General features: G+C 43.7%; 6 protein-coding genes and 1 tRNA gene. 4 read left to right on the top strand and 3 right to left on the bottom strand.

Annotated features, from left to right (window positions below):
• The first annotated feature begins 2 nt into the window (after positions 1–2).
• The 4 genes from EO130_RS04700 to EO130_RS04685 all read left to right on the top strand — a co-directional run bounded on the left by EO130_RS04700 (position 3) and on the right by EO130_RS04685 (position 15,770).
• A complete protein-coding gene (locus tag EO130_RS04700; RefSeq protein ID WP_127140368.1) occupies positions 3–14,252 on the top strand; it encodes a T9SS type B sorting domain-containing protein in 14,250 nt (4,749 codons plus the stop codon).
• A gap of 24 nt (positions 14,253–14,276) precedes the next feature.
• Positions 14,277–15,236 carry a PorP/SprF family type IX secretion system membrane protein gene (locus EO130_RS04695; RefSeq protein WP_127140367.1) on the top strand — a complete coding sequence of 320 codons (960 nt, stop codon included), beginning with the start codon at positions 14,277–14,279 and terminating at the stop codon, positions 15,234–15,236.
• A gap of 45 nt (positions 15,237–15,281) precedes the next feature.
• Entirely contained in the window at positions 15,282–15,638 is a 357-nt protein-coding gene (gene folB, locus EO130_RS04690) for a dihydroneopterin aldolase (protein ID WP_127140366.1), read from the top strand.
• A 61-nt stretch (positions 15,639–15,699) separates the two neighbouring features.
• A tRNA-Cys gene (locus tag EO130_RS04685) sits at positions 15,700–15,770 on the top strand.
• Between the two features lie 33 nt (positions 15,771–15,803).
• Here the strand turns inward: EO130_RS04685 and EO130_RS04680 are convergent.
• Genes EO130_RS04680 through rnr form a run of 3 tightly spaced genes read right to left on the bottom strand, consistent with a single transcriptional unit; the run spans position 15,804 to position 19,386 of the window.
• A complete protein-coding gene (locus EO130_RS04680; protein WP_127140365.1) occupies positions 15,804–16,466 on the bottom strand; it encodes a LysE family translocator in 663 nt (220 codons plus the stop codon).
• Positions 16,467–16,469: 3 nt separating this feature from the next.
• Positions 16,470–17,150: a head GIN domain-containing protein gene (locus tag EO130_RS04675; RefSeq protein WP_127140364.1), complete on the bottom strand. Its 681-nt coding sequence runs from the start codon at positions 17,148–17,150 to the stop codon at positions 16,470–16,472.
• A 52-nt stretch (positions 17,151–17,202) separates the two neighbouring features.
• Positions 17,203–19,386, bottom strand: coding sequence for a ribonuclease R (gene rnr, locus EO130_RS04670; protein WP_127140363.1), 2,184 nt, complete (start codon positions 19,384–19,386; stop codon positions 17,203–17,205).
• Positions 19,387–19,760 lie beyond the last annotated feature (374 nt).

The raw sequence follows: 19,760 nt of genomic DNA, 5'->3' as shown, positions 1-19,760 counted from the left end.
CCATGACCAAAGTCTTATTCAAATCCATTGTTTGCCTTTTAGGCATAGGGCTTCTAGGCTCCACACTTAATGCTCAAGTGGAGGTGCCTTTTACCCCAAGGCTGGACAATTCCTATATAAACATCAAGGGTGATTATACCTTTTTGGCCAACTCTATTTTAAATAGAGTGGATGGTAGCAATACGGCCAATGATCCCTATAACGGCAATAACAACAACAATGGTTTTCACCGTGATTATATTGATATTGATGGTGATCCATCAACCTTTAGTTCCAGTAGCTCCACTCTAACGTTGCCTGATTGTTCCAGAATTTATTGGGCCGGACTGTACTGGTCGGCCAATTACCAACAAGAAGTGTTGAACAATAGCCAAATTTCAAGTCTTCCTTCAAACGATTCGAGAAGACTGGATTTTAGGGAAATAAAGTTTAAGGTTCCTGGTGGTAGTTATATTGATATTGTCGCCGACAACAATCCTGATCCCGTAGGGGAGGAGGATGCCGTAATCCACGATGATGTCAACTTTAAGGATTCCCCCTATACCTGTTTTGCCAACGTTACGAACCAGCTTCAAGCCTTGGCCAATCCTGCTGGGGAATACACGGTGGCCAATGTTAGGGCGACCAGAGGTAGAAGTGTTGGCGGCGCTGGTGGATGGACATTGGTTGTTATCTATGAAAACCCAACCTTGACCGGTAAATACATCTCCGTTTTTGATGGTTATGCGGGTGTTTCCGGTACATCAAGTGCAGATATCAATGTGTCTGGATTCAATACCATTCCATCCGGACCGGTAAGGGCCCGTTTGGGGGCAAGTGTCGTAGAGGGAGATAGAAGCATCACTGGTGATGCCTTCCGCATCCAAACTCCAATGAACCCCGGTTTTACCAACCTATCCAACGGTTCCAACCCTGCGAATAACTTCTTTAATTCAAACATTACCATTGATGGTGCAGATGTTACCAACAGGAACATATATGCGACAAACACCCTTGGTTACGATGCGGATATTTTCGAAATCAGTAACCCCTCCAACAGTATTATTGACAATGGAGAAACCGATGCCACCTTGCGTCTTTACACGCAAGGAGATGGCTTTGGCGCTTTCTTGGTAACTTTTGGTGTCGAAGTAATCGAACCCAACATTGTCCTTGAAAAAACCGTAGAGGATATCGGAGGAAATGATATTACTGGGGCCGGGGTAAACCTTGGCCAAACCTTGGATTATGTGCTTTCTTTCCAAAATACAGGAAACGACGATGGCACCAATTATACCATAAGGGACATATTGCCCGTCAACGTTACGCTGGATGAATCTTCCATCACTATGCCAGCAGGGGTTACTTATACCTACGACGCTGCTACAAGAGAGGTGATGTTCAACATTCCCGATAACCTAATTGAAATCGGAGACCCCTTCTCCCAGATCAGAATGCGGGTACAGGTGGCCCAAAACTGTTTCGATTTTATTGATGCCTGTACGGATGTCATCCAAAACTTGGCCTATTCCACCTATCAGGGAGTTATAAATCCCAACCAAATTACGGACGACCCCAGCGTTTATGATTTTGATGATTGTGGTTTTGGTACACCGGGTGCCACCAACTTTCTGTTGGATGACCTAAGTGCGTGTAACTTTACCAGAACCGTACAATTGTGTGGTGATGACGTATTACTGGATGCAGGTGACAATTTTGATAATTATGTTTGGTACCGCGATGAAAATGGGAACAATACCATTGATGTTGGCACCGACACCGTAATCACTGATGGGGATGGGGACAATGACCCAAGTACCCTTTTGGTAAGCGAAATCGGCACATATTTGGTAGACAAGCAGGTAGCAGACCCCTGTAAGGATTTTCAAGAAATTATTGTGGTGGAACTGTTTGGCTCTGTGCAGTCCAACCCCATAACTGCTTTGATCAACGACACCTCAAACACCATTGATGGTGACATAGAAATATGCCCAAATGACGGTAGCGAACTTCCCGAGATTTTCCTTTGTGGTCTAAACGACACAGAACTTATCCAAATCAATATTCCCGATGCCACGAGCATTGTTTGGGAGCAATTGGATGAGGCCAGCTGTGGTGCTTCCGTAGATGGTTGTGCCAACACCAATACTGGCTGTACCTGGAACACCGTGGACACCGGAAACGACTTTTTGGCCGAAAACACAGGCCAATATCGATTGGTCATCAACTATCAAAATGGATGTTTTAGTCGCTTTTACTTCAATATTTACAAAAACCCGTTAGACCCTCAGTATACTTCCAGTGATATTATTTGTGACACGCCCGGTAATATTACCGTGACCAATATGCCGTTAACTTATGAGTTCCAACTTGTAAACCAGGCCACAGGTAACGTTATTGTGCCCTATCAGTCCAGCCCAAGCTTTGACATCACCAACAACGGCGCCTACATGGTAGAAATGAGACAACAAGGCGTAACCGATGGTTGTGTTTTTGTGTTGGATAACATTGGTATACTCGATAGGGATTTCCAAGTGGATGTAGTTCCCCAAGACACCGATTGTAATGGTCTGGGCGAGATAGCTATCTCTGTGCTCAATGTAGAAGCTCAGTATTATTATGAAATATCCCAAGGAGGAACCGTAGTCGATACACATGGCCCTACGAACGACAACAATTATACTTTTGTAAACCTGAACGATGGCATTTACGACGTATCCGTAACCACTGACGATGGTTGTGATTACACCGAACAAGTAACCATACAAGATCTTACAGACCTAGAACTTACTGCCAGGATTTCTCAACATATTACTTGTAGAGAAGGTAATATTCTTATGGAGTCGTCAGGAGGAAGAACACCACACACCTATGCCATTTGGTCCTTTGTAGATGAAAGCGGGGTTACCCAAATTTCATATCCTACTGTTAACGACGTCCCTGCTTCTGCCTATCAAACCAGTCAAATATTTGATATCTACGATCCCGGAGAATATACTTTCGTGGTCGTGGACAGAAACAACTGTTACGATATTTCCAATACGGTTACTATCGAATTTAGACCTGCTGCAGATTTCGACCCGACCACCGTGACCGATGTACTGTGCTATGGTGATGCTACTGGCGCCATAACTTTTAACCTCATCAGCAGTAATGGATATCAACTTACCTACTATTTGTTTGATGCAACGGGTTTTGATGAGGACAATTATGATTTAAATAATGCCTTGGCCACTAATTCATCGGGAAACTTTCCTGGTTTGACCGATGGAGACTACGTAGTGGTCATCAATCAACGTAAAGGTAGTGCCTCATGTGATTATTTTGAGTATTCCACTATCTCCGCTCCATCCTTTGCTTTGGATGCTGACGCTATGTTGACCCAAGATTATACCTGTTTACAAGAAGGTATCATCGAAGTTCAAAATGTAACAGGAGGAACCGCTCCTTATGAGTACAGCATTGATGGGGTGAATTTTGGAAGTGCTTCAACGTTCAACAACCTTACCGATGGAACCTATACGGTGACCGTTCGTGATGCCGTTGGATGTGTCTTCACAACCGCTCCTATCACAATCGACCCGCTAGATCCACCAACGGATATCGATTTTGCGGCTACCAATCCGCTTTGTCCTGCATTTACTTCTGATGTAACCCTAACCGTAACCGGAGGGGAACCCAGTTTGATATACGAAATCATCTCTCCTGTGGGAAGCGCTGTAAACAATGGCAACAATAATACCTTCACAGGTTTGACCCCGGGAACTTACCTTTTCCGTGTAACCGACAACGCAGGATGTACTTATGATGAAAGCCACACCATTGCCCCTGTCACGGAAATCTCCGTTACTGGTCAGCTGATTAGCAACATCACCTGTTTGGGTGATAGCGATGGTGAAATCCAATATACTGTTAACAACTTCAATACGGATTATGATTACACGGTAACAGGTCCTGCCAACTTCTCTGGAGCAGGGGAGACCAGCGGAACCATTTCATTGAACGGATTGGCCGAAGGAACCTATACCATTACCGTAACCGATAACTTTACCAACTGTACCGACACAGCCAACGTAACCATAGCTGCTCCTACAGCAGCCATTACAGCACCGGTTACCATTACACAGCCTACCTGTTTGGCCAATGGCTCTGTTTCCATTGCCGCTACTGGAGGATGGGGAAGCTTTACCTATGAAATCACTGCCGGTCCAGCAGGCTATACACTCCCAGCGCCTCAGACCAATGGCCTGTTTGCTGGTTTGAACATTGGCGGCACCTACACTTTTACCATTACCGATGCCAACGGATGTGTGTACACCGATGACTTTGTCATTAACGAAGCCGTAGCACCTGTTTTGGATATCGTGCCCAATGATATTTGTTATGATGATGCCACGGGCCTCACGCTTACAGCCAATGTAACCTCTGGAGGGGACGGAAATTATGAATACAGCCTAAATGGAGGTCCTTTTGGAACCAGTAACGTATTTACAGGATTGGGCCCAGGAACCTATACCATCGATGTAAGGGACGGAAATGATTGTACCGACTCGGCAACCATTACGATAGATCCCGAACTCAGCGTCGTAGCTTCCGCTCCGAATATTTCCGCATGTGCTGCAGATACGGACATAACCATTACCGCTGCCGGTGGCGATGGAAACTATGTGTACGCCGTTGTTGCAGACGGAGTAACTCCAACCGCTGGAGATTTTTCACCTACAAATCCTGTTACCGTTACCAGTGCTGGAGATTACGATGTGTATGTTCGCGATAATGGCGGTGCTTCAGGTTATTGTGAGGCAAATTATGATATCACCATTGCCCAAGATCCTCCTTTGACCATTAATGTCACCAACACAGATATTCTTTGTAGTGGTGAATCACAAGCTCAAATCACGATTGCAGCATCTGGTGGAGAAGGACCGTATACCTACAGTATCAACAATGGATCTACCTATCAAACCTCGAACACCTTTGTCAACCTTCCCGCGGGAAGCTACAATATCCGAGTTAGGGATGCCAACAACTGTGAGGTAACCGAAATCTATACGATAACAGAGCCTCTAACGCTATCCGCGTCCGCCGCAGTGACCGCTTTGGCCGAATGCTACCCCGGTATGGGTGCAGAGGTTCGGATTACCAACGCAATTGGAGGTACGGCACCCTACGAATACAGCTTTGATGGTGGTTCCAATTATGGTGCAAGTTCCATTGGATACCTATTGCCAGGAACCCATACCCTTTACATTAGGGATGCCAATTTGTGCACCTATCCAATGACGGTGACGATTGACCCAGAACCAACGCCTCCTACGGCAACACCAGCCATAGATTATGAGTGTGATGGAGAAGGAACGATTACCATCACCACGAGCAGTACGGATTTTGATTATACCTACGAAATCAACGGTAATCCAAATACACCCAACACTTCCAATGTGTTCAGTAATGTTCCTGTTGGAAATCATACCATAACTGTTAATTATACCAGTAACATTCCCCCTTCACCAAGTATTCTGCTTACCGAAAACTTTGGAACGGGACCCAACACCAGTATTCCCGAAGTGGACCCGGCGTACTGTTACGAGCCTCAAAACGGCACTGTAAATTCCTGTGGATGGGCCATTAACAATAGGATCCAAGATGGGGAATACTCTGTGACGCAAAACATCGTGAACCCTTATGGCTCTTGGTTGAGTCCAAATGACCACTCAGGTTTGCCTAATGGTCGCTTCTTGGCCATGAACGTTGGTGGTGCTGTAGGACCCAATGGCATCATTTATGCCAAAAGAGGCATTGAAGTAGTGCCCAACAGGGACATTACCATTTCGCTTTGGGCATTTAACCTGTTGAGAAACGGAACTGGAGGTGCCGACCCTGATATTGATATTCAATTGGTAGATGGCGGTGGAACCGTAATTGCAAGTACGACCACAGGAAACGTTCCCAAAAACAACGGGGCCAACGATTGGCAAAATTATTCCGTGACCCTAAACCCGGGAGGAAATACCAATCTAGATATCGTAATCCGTACCAACTCAGCAGTAACAGGAGGAAACGATATCGCCATTGACGACATTGAAGCCTTCCAAACACCTGAGGTATGTTCAGAATCACTGACCATCAATGTAAATGTGGAGGACGGACGTGCCTTTGACGGTGCGATTACAGCATATACCGACCTTACTTGTAACGGAGCTGCCGATGGAACCATCACTTTTGAAGCTGAAAACTTTGATCCAGCCATCGGTTTTACCTATCAAGTGGATGGTGGAGCTGTTTCTGCCGCTCAATTTGCAAGTCCTATCACAGTAACTGGTCTGTCTGCAGGAGCACATACTATCGATATTGTAGACTTAAGAGACCCTGCCTGTTCAGTGGTGCTTAATCAAACATTGACACAGCCAGATGTGTTAGATGTTAGCGCATCCATTACCAACGAGCTCACTTGTACAAATGGCGGTGCAACCATAACGGCAACCGCTATCGGTGGAACACCAGTATATCAATATCAATTGGAAGATGACTTAGGCGCCATAATAACTCCGTATCAATCTTCCAATGTATTCACAGGTTTGGCTGCCGGCAACTACATTGTTAGAGCAAGAGATACCAATTCCTGCGAGGACACCTCTGCGGTGGTAACTGTCAATCCTGCAGCAATTATTGCTTTTGACTTAACCCCAACAGCATGCTACAGCGGAAACAACGACGGTAGTATTCAGGTGGATGTCACCGATGGAAATGGCAATTATCAATTTAGCTTGAACGGTGGGGCGTGGATTACACCTTCCCCTTCAACGGCTACCACCTATACATTTAATAATCTCGTAGCTGGAACCTATACTGTTGATGTGCGAGATCAATACGGTTGCTCGTTACAGGACACGGTGACCATAAATCCAGCATTAACGGCTTCTGCCTTCCTTAATAATGATTTGACTTGTTTGGCAGATGCTACCATCACCATCAATGCAAATGGAGGTTCAGGATCATATACATATGAATGGTCCAATGACGGAGGAACCAATTACAATTCAACTGGATTTACTGGAAATGTATTCAACACTAATGTGGATGGTACCTATGTATTCAGAGTAACTGATACTTCCACCCCAGCTTGTAGTGTAGTTACCAATAGCGTTGTAATTACTCCTGCTGTACCTCCAGTAATCAGTAACGTTACACCCACAGATATTTTATGTAACGGAGAGAGCACAGGTAGTTTGGATATTACCATAGATACTACCGTTGGAGTACCTCCTTACACCATAAATGTAGTGGAAACCATCAGCGGCACCATTTATGGAACCCAAACAACAGGGTTGCCAGCTGGTTCATACGAAGTTACGATCACTGATGACAAAGGTTGTGTTTCAGCACCATTTCCTGTTGTAATCTCAGAACCCAATCCAATCACATACACCACATCTGATGTGCCGATTACCTGTGATTCCGGTTCGGGAGTTACCAATCCAGGTTCTATAACCGTTTCCGGTGTTTCTGGTGGAACAGCAGAATATACATACATTCTTACGGCCAATAATGGTATCGCGCCTCAAACCTATACCACCACTTCTGGTGCAAGGGACCATACCTTTACCGTACTAGAATTTGGTATCTATCAAATTGATGTAGTGGATGCCAATGGATGTGCATCGTTCACCACAGAAATTATTGCCTCCCCACCAAACGATTTGGATATTGATGTGAGCACCGCTACCGCAGATTGTGTATCTGGAGGTACCGCTATAGTTACTGTGGGTTCCGCTGTGGGAAGTGGGAATTATGAGTTTGCCGTTTTGGAAAACTATACTGCCCCTTATTCAACGACATATCAAGCACCCGATACCGTGGGTGGAGATACTGCAACTTTTACCGGGCTTACTCCCGGTATCACGTACACCTTCGTGGTATACGACCTTACCACCAACTGTTATTATTTTGAAGAAGCCGCAGCACCCATCAATACGCCTTCTGTGATGACGGCTACCTTGGATGCTGTGAACAATGTGAGCTGTACAGGGTCTGCAGATGGAAATATCTCATTTACCTTCACTGGGTTTGATGTGGGGGCAACCGCTGTAGATTACGAAATATTCAATAGACAATCCAATGTCTCTACAGGGCATAGTGGAACAGCCACAGTAAACACACCTACCACGGTGACCGTTAACAATTTTGCCACGCTACCTCCTGGAGAGTATTACTTGCTTCTGACAGAAGTAGGTGGCCCCATCAACGGATGTTCTGTGAACGGAGGTGAGTTTACCATCCGGGAATCTGTCAATCCATTGGATTTGGATGTGGCAAGTCCCCAAAACGACAATTGTAACCCCAATGCCGGTATAATTACAGCAACAGGTAGGTTTGGTACCGCACCGTACACGTATCAATATTTGTTGGATACTGATCCCGCACCTACTGCCGCAAGTGCAGGTTGGACCAACAATACCTCTGCCAACGTGGAAGGAGGGGATTACATGGTTTATGTAATGGATGCTTACGGATGTATCTTCCAAAGACCTATTACGGTTCATGAAGACCCAAGACCAGAAATCACCTTGTCAACTGTGGATGAATGTGTAGAAGAAGGTATGTTTCAAGTCTTGATTACCTTGGATAACCCCGGGGTGGCCATGTCACCGTTCCAAATAAGTGTTAATGGATCGGCCTACCAAAACTTTACTTTTGATGGAAGCAATCAATATATCGTTTCTGGATTGAGCTCGGGCAGCGGCCAAACCATTGCCGTAAGAGATTTGAACGGTTGTGCCGACACGGACACCTTCAATATTTCCCCACCACTAGAATTCACGGTTACGCAAACCGTTGCCCTGGACTGTGAACCGGGAGCTGCGGCCAATGCAGAAATATTGATAGAGGTCATTTCAGGCTCTGGAAACTATGAATACATGATTGATGGTCCAGGATCTAATGATGTAGCACGAAGTGTGCTTACTTTGGATGCTTCCGATCAGTTTACGTGGACTGGTGCTGCCGCTGCTGGAAGTTATGATGTTATTGTGTTCGATATGGGAACAGCTCCGCCAAACTGTCCACAGACCATTACAATAGATGTGCCTGATGCCCCAATTCCTGATTATACAGAGACCCATGTTGATGTGTCTTGTTTTGGAGGAAATGATGGAAGCATAACCTTGACTGCTACTGACAATGGCATATTACCGTTGACCTACACACTTACCCCAATGCCCGTTGGTGCCGTATTGAATGGCAACACCTTTGAAAACCTACCGGCAGGAACTTATGACGTTCGTGCTGTAGGGTCAAACAACTGTCCATTTGATATCACAGGAATCGTAATTGACGAACCTGCGCCCATTTCCGTGCCAGTTCCTAGCGTAGTCGAATTTGCGTGTACCGCAGGAAATAATACAAACAATGCCACCATTACGGTTGATACAGCCTCCATAACCGGGGGTAGTGGAAACTATGTGCGCTATGAATTTATCAACGATGCAGGTTCCGTAGTAGTCCAATCCGGAAGCAATCCTGTGTATACCTCAACCGATATTAATGGTGGAAACTATACCATCAATGTGTATGATTCCAATGGTTGTTTGGGAACTACAACAGCTGTAATTGCTCCATTCGATAGTTTGGACTCAGCAACAGTAACCGTAGATGCAGTGGCCACTTGTGTAACAGGTGAGGATATTACGATTACCGCAGTCGGCTCCATCACCAATTCCAATACACATCCGGCCAATTATGAGTTCAGGGAGTTGCCTTCAGGTACCTTCCAGGCTTCTGGAAGTTTCACTGGATTAAGTGTTGGCACCCATAATTTTGAAGTTAGAAATACCATCACTGGATGTATCATCACCGTTTCGCACGAAGTGGCCGATCCAGAGGTATTGGATTTAAATATCGTAAATACAACAGATATCACCTGCTTTGGTGATACCAATGGTGCTGTTGAATTGAATTTGGTAGACAGCTCCTCTGTTTCCTATGCCAGTGCAACTAGCTATACCCTTTACTACGATACCAATAACACGCCTACAGATACTTCTGATGATACTGTGACAACAGGTTCCGATGCCGATGGCAACTTTACCATCACAGGACTGGCAGCTGGTACGTATTACATTGAAGTAACCGATACCAATCCTCCAGGAGCAGCATGTTTGTATAGTGAATCCTTCACGATTGCAGGCCCCGCTGCCGCCATTACAGGAGCCACCGTGGTAACCGATATCACTTGTTTAGGTAATGATGGTGCCATTCAAATTACCAATGTTGCCGGTGGATGGGGTGGATACTCCTATTATGTAGGAAACACTTCTCCAACAGGACCTGGTGATTATGTGGCCAGCCCTAACTTTACCGGACTGAGTGCTGGCAGTTATGAGGCTTGGGTCATCGATTCCAGTGGTTGTGAACAATTGGTAGATACCGTTGTACTCGCCGATCCAACACCTATTACTGCAACCTTGCAGGTTAATGTGGAAAACTGTACCAACCTACAAGGGGAAATTCAAGTGGTTGGAACAGCTGGTGGTCAAGGAAGCAACTACACCTATCAATTGATCAGAAACGGGACTAATGTAGGTTCTCCACAGACCAGTACCTTATTTTCTGGGCTTGGCGCAGGTTCCTACGAGGTACTTGTGGCCGATCAGTGGTCATGTACCACAACGGTTGGACCTGTAGTGCTTACAGATGCCATGACGGCAACCACCACTGTGGACAAACCTATTGACTGTACCTTGAACTCAGGAGGTGAAATTACGGTGAATGTATCAGGAGGGTCTTCGAACCTAACATTTGAAGTCGTTTATCCTGATGGAATAACCACCGACACCAACGCAACAGGGGTCTTCACTGGACTTACACAGCATGGTATTTACACCTTCACAGTAACGGATAATGATACAGCTACGCCTTGTACGTATGTAGTGACACAAGAGCTTGATGACAAAGTTGACCCGGTCATTGACAATGTCTTGGTAGATAATGTCAACTGTTTTGGAGGTTCCGATGGAAGTTTGACCGTAGTACTAGATCCTTCAACTGTTGTGGATCCTGTCTACACCTACGAGCTATATCAAATCTCCGACTTAGTGAATCCATACCGATTTGCACAATCAAGTCCAGTTTTTGATAACCTTCCCGCTGATGATTATCGTGTACGGGTAATTTCATCTAGAGAATGTGATGATACCTTCGATGTAACTGTTGGTCAGCCTACAATTCTGGACGCAACCGCAACTGCTACACCATTTGTTTGTTCACCAAGTAACTCTGTAAATGAATCAACTATCACCGTTACGGCAACAGGGGGAACTGCTCCGTACGTGTACAGTTTCAATGGAAATAGTTTTACATCCAATGCCACTTTTGATATTGTGGACAATGCATCTGCTCAAACCATTAACTATGTGGTACGAGATGCCAATGGTTGTGAATATCCAGATAGCATTACCGTTCAACCGTTGAACACCTTTACCCTAAGTGCCAATCAGGATGTGGCCATTACCTGTGCAAACCCGGAAACGGTAACATTGACCGTTACGGAAAGCATGGGTGGGGATACCTATACCTTTGCATTGTTGCCGACAGGAAATCCCTATGGATCTATGACGGGTTCAACAGCTACAACGGCCACTTTTGATTTGACCCAACCCGGAAGCTATACTTTTAGGGCTACCAATGATACCACAGGATGTTATGTGGAAACAACACATACCATTGCGCCTTATGACACCATTGACGTGGTGGCCACCGCAACTGCACCAGCCATATGTTTTGGTGATGCTGGAACCATTGAAATTGATGTAACTGGATATGTTGGTCCTTATGATTACGAAGTATTCAATGCAAATGGAACAACAACAGGAGTTACCGGAAGTGGCAATACAAGTACCAATCCGTTCCAAATTCCAGATCCTATCGCTGCTTTGGTCGGAGGAAACTACTATGTGGAAATCGTTGGAACCAATGCCCCTTTCTGTCCAACAGTATCGGGCACGGTAACCATTGTCTCCCCAAGTTCTGCGTTGGATTACACCCCTCAGGAAGTAGCGAATGTAACCTGTACCAATGACCAAGGTGAAATTTTGATAGCCCCAACAGGAGGTTATGCACCTTATGATATTGTTATGACCAATACTACCACATCCCAAGTGTATACCATGAACAATGTACCTAGCTATGTGTTCACAGGTTTATCTGCGGGAGATTATACGGTAAGCGTTACGGATAACGGAGGTTGTACTGAAGATAGGACAATCACCTTAATAGAACCTACTCCAATTACTGCGGACATTGATGCTGCTCCTATCGATTTATTGTGTTATGGAGAAGAAAGCGCATCCGTATGGGCAGATAATGTTGCCGGAGGAAGTGGTTCCTATGTATATCAACTAAACTATTATGACGCATCGGGTACCAATATTGTATTCACCACAGGTGAGCAGAGCAATAATACCTTTAATGGATTAGGTGCTGGTATTTATAGCATTACCGTTTCCGATGGATGGAACTGCGGTATGGAAACGCCTCAAGTTACCGTAACAGAACCTACAGAAGTGATGGCCAGCCTTATTGAAGTAAGCGCCATGACCTGTAACAACGATGCTGAAATCATGTTGAGTACCGTAGGAGGAACTGCTCCTTATTTCTATAGTACCGATGGTATCAACTTTACGGCAATGAGTGGTGGCGATACCCATACGTTCAATGTGGGCCCAGGTGCTTATCAATATTATGTAAGGGATGCCAATGGTTGTGATGCATTAATCTCGAACCAGGTTACCGTTGATGCGGTTCCACCTCTTACTTTGAATATTGATGACTCCGCTGCGATGATCAATTGTATGGGAGAGGCATCTGCGACTATCAAGGCTCAGGCTACGGGTGGACTTGGCAACTACAGCTACGAATTGTTTAGCGATGCTGCTTTGACCAATTTGGTCAATGGTCCACGACCCAATGGCACGTTTAATGGGCTTATGGCAGGCGATTACTACGTAAGGGTAACCAGCGACGATTGTGTTGAGGTTTCTCCAGTAATTACCATTGTTGACCCAGAACCATTGGTGGTAGAAAGAGAAGAATTTACACATATTACTTGTTCAGGTGAGAACGACGGAACTATTACTGTTGAAGTGTCGGGCGGTACAGGTGAAATCCTTTACGCTATTTCACCTAATCTAGATCAGTTTGATACGACGAACACATTTACTGATCTAGAGCCCGGCATATATGACGTAATTGCTCAAGATGTGAACGGATGCTTCATCACGTTCCAGTTTGAAATTACACAACCAGATCCCGTCGTAGCAGAAGCTATCAACATAATGGATGAGGTGTGTTTTGAAAGTGGTGACGGTTCCTTCGAACTACAAATCTCCGGAGGTACTGCACCTTACGAAACAAGTTTGAATTCCAGTGCCGATTCCAACTTTGTACAAGATCAGTTCTTGTTCCAAAACGTACCAGCCGGAACACATGTAGTCTTTGTAAGGGATGCCCAAGGTTGTGAAACCAACGTAATCGTGGAAATAAACCCAGGGGTAAACCTTGCTGCTACCGTAACGCCAGTATATGAATGTACTGGAAACATTCCAGATAATTATTTGGACATTGTGATGGAGGATGAATCCATTGCCAACGACTTGATGTACGCGTTGGATTCCACCGATCCTGCAGATATGCAACTGGAGGCCAACTTTACCAACATGGCACCTGGTGACCATTACATTACCATTGCACACGCAAATGGATGTATGACGACCTACGACTTTACCATCGATTCCTTTGAACCTTTGACATTGACGTTGGAAAACAATACCATCAACCAGATTACGGCCGTAGCCGAAGGAGGTGTGGAGGATTATACGTTCTATTTCAATGGAGTGGATAATGGAACTGATAACACCTATTTTATCAATAGGACAGATACCTATACCGTAACTGTCGTAGATGAAAATGGTTGTGAGACCACCGCAGAAATCTTTATGGAGTTCATAGATGTTGAATTCCCTAATTTCTTCACTCCAGATGGTGACGGTCGCAACGATTTATGGCTTCCAGACAACATTGAAGGCTTCCCCGACGTACTAATCAAGATTTATGATCGTTATGGTAGAGTAGTAGAAGTAATGGCCCGAAATGTTAAGGGATGGGATGGAAATTATGATGGAAAACCACTACCAACAGGTGACTACTGGTACGTTGTTCAATTACAAGGTGAACAGGATAACAGAGAATTTGTAGGGCATTTTACCCTATACCGATAATAACGCTTAACCTACTTTAACCCCATGTTAAGAAAAGTATACGTAACCATCTTATTTGTCCTTTTGGCAAGCTTTGCCAAAGCACAAGAGTTGACCGTACCCCAACTATCCCAGTATATTGCGGACAACCCCTTTCTGATGTCCCCAACCTATGCAGGAATAGGTGATCACATCAAGGTAAGGCTCAATGGACTTACCCAATGGGTGGGTATTGAAGATGCACCGGATACCCAAACCTTGGCCGCGGATGCACGGATAGGGAACAGGTCGGGAGTAGGCATGTTATTGTACAACGATAGTAATGGTTTTACCCGGCAGCGCGGGGCCCGAGTCTCCTTTGCCCACCATTTGACCTTGGATAGATATGACGATATCTTCCTTTCCTTTGGTATTTCCTATAACTTCAACCAATTTCGAATCGATGTTGAGCAGTTTGAGGAGCGTAATGGACAGCTACCCGCCGACGACAAAGCCACCACCAACCATAATTTTGATCTCGGTGTATTGTACCGCTACGATAAATTCTTTTTTAGCCTCAACGCAGGTAATGTTTTGAACAAAGACCTGACCAATTTTAATACAGACGTTATTACCATTGAGCCAAACAAGCTGAGAAACTATTATGTGTATTCGGGTTATAGTTTTTCCAAAAGCAAAAACAGTAAATTGGAGATAGAACCCTCCGTATTCTTTCAGTGGTTCGAGAGCGATGGCCGTTCCGTTACCGATTTGAACACCAAGTTCCGTTTCCGAGATTTTGAGGACTATTATTATTTAGGGGTTACCTACCGTTTTTTGAACGATCAGTTGGGCAAGCCGCTTTATATTGCACCCATCGCAGGATTTAAAAAGAGTAACTTCTATTTTGGTTATTCCTATCAGGTCATAACCAACGAAATTTTAGGTTACAGCACGGGAACTCACGTATTAACGGTAGGAATGGACTTGTTCCAAGGAATAAGTAACTGTAGATGTATGTATTAAATTCTACTCATTTCCCTTACTTTTGCCCTTTCTTAATTAAAGGCTTTGGGAAAAATCAATTTAAAGAACGTTCGAATACATTCCAATCACGGATGCTTGAAGGAAGAAATGCTCATTGGGAGCGATTATAGGGTAGACCTGGAAATTTCTGCCGACCTTTCCCAACCAGCTGTTTCCGACCAGCTTAGTGAAACTGTGGATTATGTACACTTGAACAACATCATAAAAGAAGAAATGACCGTGCGTTCCAACCTGTTGGAACATGTGGCCAAACGTATCATTGATCGCATTTTCAATGAAATCAAGGAAGTAACAGAAGTGGAAGTGGAAGTGGCCAAGATAAATCCGCCCATTGGTGGGGATGTAGAAAGTGTTTCGGTGAAACTAAGTTCCAGCCGATAAGTTTATTTAGAGGAATACTGGACAAAAATTCGTAAAATATTTTTAGCTTTGCGGTCCAATTGGCATCGTGGCCGAGTGGCTAGGCAGAGCTCTGCAAAAGCTTGTACAGCGGTTCGAATCCGCTCGATGCCTCAAAACCCAGTACATAGTGCTGGGTTTTTTTGTTTACAGGTTCTCGATTCTTTCGATTTCTTCCTGTATATCAAATCTATCCTTGGGCAAAAATCCTTTGGTGATCAACACGATTCCACAAATGATGAGTACTATACCCAATCCCTTTTTTATCAGCACGATACGTTCTTGGGTCAGATAGCGTTTTAACTGCTTGGCCAAAAGTATTTTAAGTAAATCTATTCCGAAATATACCATCAGTACCGTTCCAAAAAAGACCATCATTCTTTTGGGACTGTTTTCCAGACTGGGTCCCACCACTATAATCAGTCCTAACCAAAAGGCCAATACCCCAATATTGATAAAGTTCAAGAGAAAACCTTTTACGAACAGACCTAGATAGTTCCCTTTGGAGGCTTTGACATTCGTCTTCTTTTTGGGTTTTTTCACAAATAGAAAAATACCATATACCAACAAAATCATCCCACCAAACACAAACAGCCCAGGCTCGTTGCTCAAATTCTCCAGTAATTGAAAACTACTAAAATAGGCTATCAATAAAAAAACGATGTCCGCCAAGATTACCCCTAAATCCAAACTTACCCCAGCCCTAAAGCCCTTTGTGGCACTGGTTTCCAATAAAACAAAGAAAACAGGGCCGATCATAAAGCTCAACAGAAGCCCTAAAGGGATTGCAGCTTGGATGTCGTCAATCATTTTTTAATCTACTCTTTTTATTTTTCCGCCAAAGAGGGTTCGCTTATCCATGGTCTTTGGATCTCCATACACCAGCACTTCGCCTCCCGCTTTTACATTGGCCTTTACATAATCTGTGGCATGAATCTCAGCGTTTCCCCCGGCGTTCACGCTTATCGTGGTAAATTTGGTTTTAAATGTTCGTCCATTGTAAGTTCCTCCCGTATTGATGATTACATCTTGCGTATTGGAAAATCCTGCGGTGAATATTTTACCTCCAGATATGGACTTGATCAATAATTGGTCTACCTCACAATTGATTTCCAATTCGCCACCCTCCTGTGCCTTAAGCTCTAAAACATCTTGCACATAGGTGTGGTCCGATGCTATTCTGGCATCTTCATTCACATCGATCACCACAAGTTCTTCCGAATGGTACAAATCTACATAGGTTCTATATCCACTGAATATTTTGACGATTTCCATACGGATTTTCAAAACACCATCATTATTGACAATGGCCACGTTAGTAGTGTTGGCACCGGTAATCACCGCTTTATTTTCGTTGGACTTGATCAAATTAATGGAAATTCCATCAAATCCCTTGACTTCGGTAAACTTTTCTAGGCTTTGGGTAATGGTAGCATCCTGGGCCTCACTGTATTGAAGTGAAAGGAACAACATAACAATCGTACATATTCTCATGTTATAAAAATTTGGTTCTCAATAGGATAACAAACTTTGTTCCAAAATAGTATTATTTCTTTTTACCGATCAACGAAAAGTCCAAATGTCTTTTGATCAAATCGGTACTCTTCACCATCACGTACACTTCATCTCCCAACTGATACATTCGTTTGGTTCGTTCCCCAATAATGGCATATTGACGGTCATCAAAAACATAATAATCATCTTTGATATCCCTGATCCGCACCATGCCCTCACATTTGTTCTCCACAATTTCCACATAAATGCCCCACTCGGTAACGCCAGAGATTACCCCCAAGAATTCTTGATCCTTGTGGTCTTCCATAAACTTAATCTGCATGTACTTGATGGAATCCCTTTCTGCATTGGAAGCCAAGAGCTCCATATCGGACGAATGCTTGCATTTTTCTTCGTAAAAGGTAGCCTTTGGTGTCTTTTCCTTATCCAGATAATGCTGCAGCAATCGGTGCACCATTACGTCCGGGTACCGCCTAATGGGTGAGGTAAAATGCGTGTAATATTCAAAACCAAGACCGTAATGCCCAATATTTTCCGTGGTGTAAATAGCCTTGCTCATACTTCGTATGGCCAAAGTGTCCACCAAATTCTGTTCTTTTTTGCCCTTAACTTCCTCCAATAGCTTATTTAGGGATTGATTAATGGTCTTTCTATCCTTTAGGTTGATACTATGTCCAAACCTTGAAATAACACCGTTCAGGGCCATTAATTTGTCATCATCGGGCTTATCGTGCACCCGGTACACAAAGGTCTTCTTTTGCTTGCCGATAAACTCGGCCACCTTTCTATTGGCCAAGAGCATAAATTCCTCTATTAATTTATTGGCATCCTTGGATTCTTTGAAAAATACGCCCACAGGTTCATTGTCTTCCGAAAGGTTGAACTTCACCTCAATTTTATCAAAGGAGATGGCACCTGCGTCCATACGAGCCTTTCGCATGATTTTTGCCAACCGGTCAAATGTGAGAACAGCTTCTACAATGTCATCAGAAACAACATAAGCATTTTCACGAATGGAAATCTCCTTCGGGATACTGTTTTGTTTTGTTTCAATAATATGCTGGGCTTCCTCATAAGCAAAACGCTCATTGGAATTGATGGCCGTTCTACCGAACCATTGATTGATCAACTGGGCCTTATCGTTCATTTCAAAAACAGCTGAGAAGGTGTATTTTTCCTCATTGGGCCGCAACGAACAGGCTTGGTTGGACAACACTTCGGGGAGCATGGGAACCACCCGGTCCACCAGATATACCGAAGTAGCTCTATCATAAGCTTCTTCTTCCAAAATGGTATCGGGCTGCACATAATGGGAAACATCCGCAATGTGGATGCCTATTTCATAATTGCCATTATCCAATTTTTGAAAAGAAAGCGCATCGTCAAAATCCTTGGCATCCTTGGGGTCTATGGTAAAGGTCAGCACATCACGCATATCCCTTCGCTTGGCTATTTCAGATTCTTTTATACTCGTATCCAATGTTTTGGCATACTGTTCCACCTCATAAGGGAACTCATGGGGTAAACCATACTCTGCCAAAATGGAATGGATTTCCGTATTATGTTCGCCGGGTCTACCCAAAACCTCCACAATTTCACCATAAGGGGAATCGGCATCATCTGGCCAATCGCCTAAATTCACCAATACTTTGTCCCCATCGTTTGCCTTTTTCAGTTTTTCTGGTGGAATAAAAATATCGGTATACATTCTGGAATCGGTGGGGCGAACAAAAGCAAAACGTTTTTGCTTGTCCACAATACCCACGTAGGAGGTTTTCTTTCTTTCGATTACCTTGGAGATTTCACCCTCCATTTTCTTGCTCTTGCGCCTTGGTTTTATGAATACTTCTACCGTATCGCCATGGAACGCTCTGTTCAAATTATTGTTGGAGACAAAAATGTCATCTTCCAATTCATCCACCACGATATAGGCATTACCACTAGTAGTAAGGTCTACCCTACCAGTAAAATAGGTGTGTAACGATGGTTTCTTTTGGTATTTGCCCTTTTCGGGTTCCACAATACGATCACTGGCCCTTAATTGTCCCAATCGTTGGATCAAAAGGTTTCTATCCTGGGTATCTGTGATCCCTAATTTAGAAGCTATCTGCTTGTAATTGAAGGTCTTGGAAGGTTCTTTTTCCAATACGGTGAAAATGCCCTTGGTTATCTCATTCTTTCGCTGACTGCTTGCCCTCTTCTTTTTCTTTGACATTAACGTCCTTATTTTTTTGAAAAATACGAATTATAATTCTTGAGCAACAAATAAAGGAAGAGTAATCCAAAACAAAGTGAACTTTATCAACAATATTAAATAACATCACTTTTCTTCTTTTTTAAAATTTATAAAAATAATGATGATGATGGATCGTTGATATGTGGAATAAAAATTCGACTAAAAAGTTGCTTTGAACGATCTAAAGTTTTTGTTCACAATTTATCAGAACACAAGAAAATTAAGAATCAAGGGATTAGATTTTTTGTACACCATTTTTAATAACCGTTATCAACATGAATTTATTGAAAAGTTAATGTGTTTTTAATGTTAATTACCCACCAAAAAAGGTTCATTTAGGTTGATTAATTTTT

The organism is Flagellimonas marinaquae (assembly GCF_003992675.1).
GTDB classification, from domain to species: Bacteria; Bacteroidota; Bacteroidia; order Flavobacteriales; family Flavobacteriaceae; genus Flagellimonas; species Flagellimonas marinaquae.
Note: the sequence above shows the minus strand (reverse complement) of the source record. Positions and strands in the feature narration are given on the sequence as shown.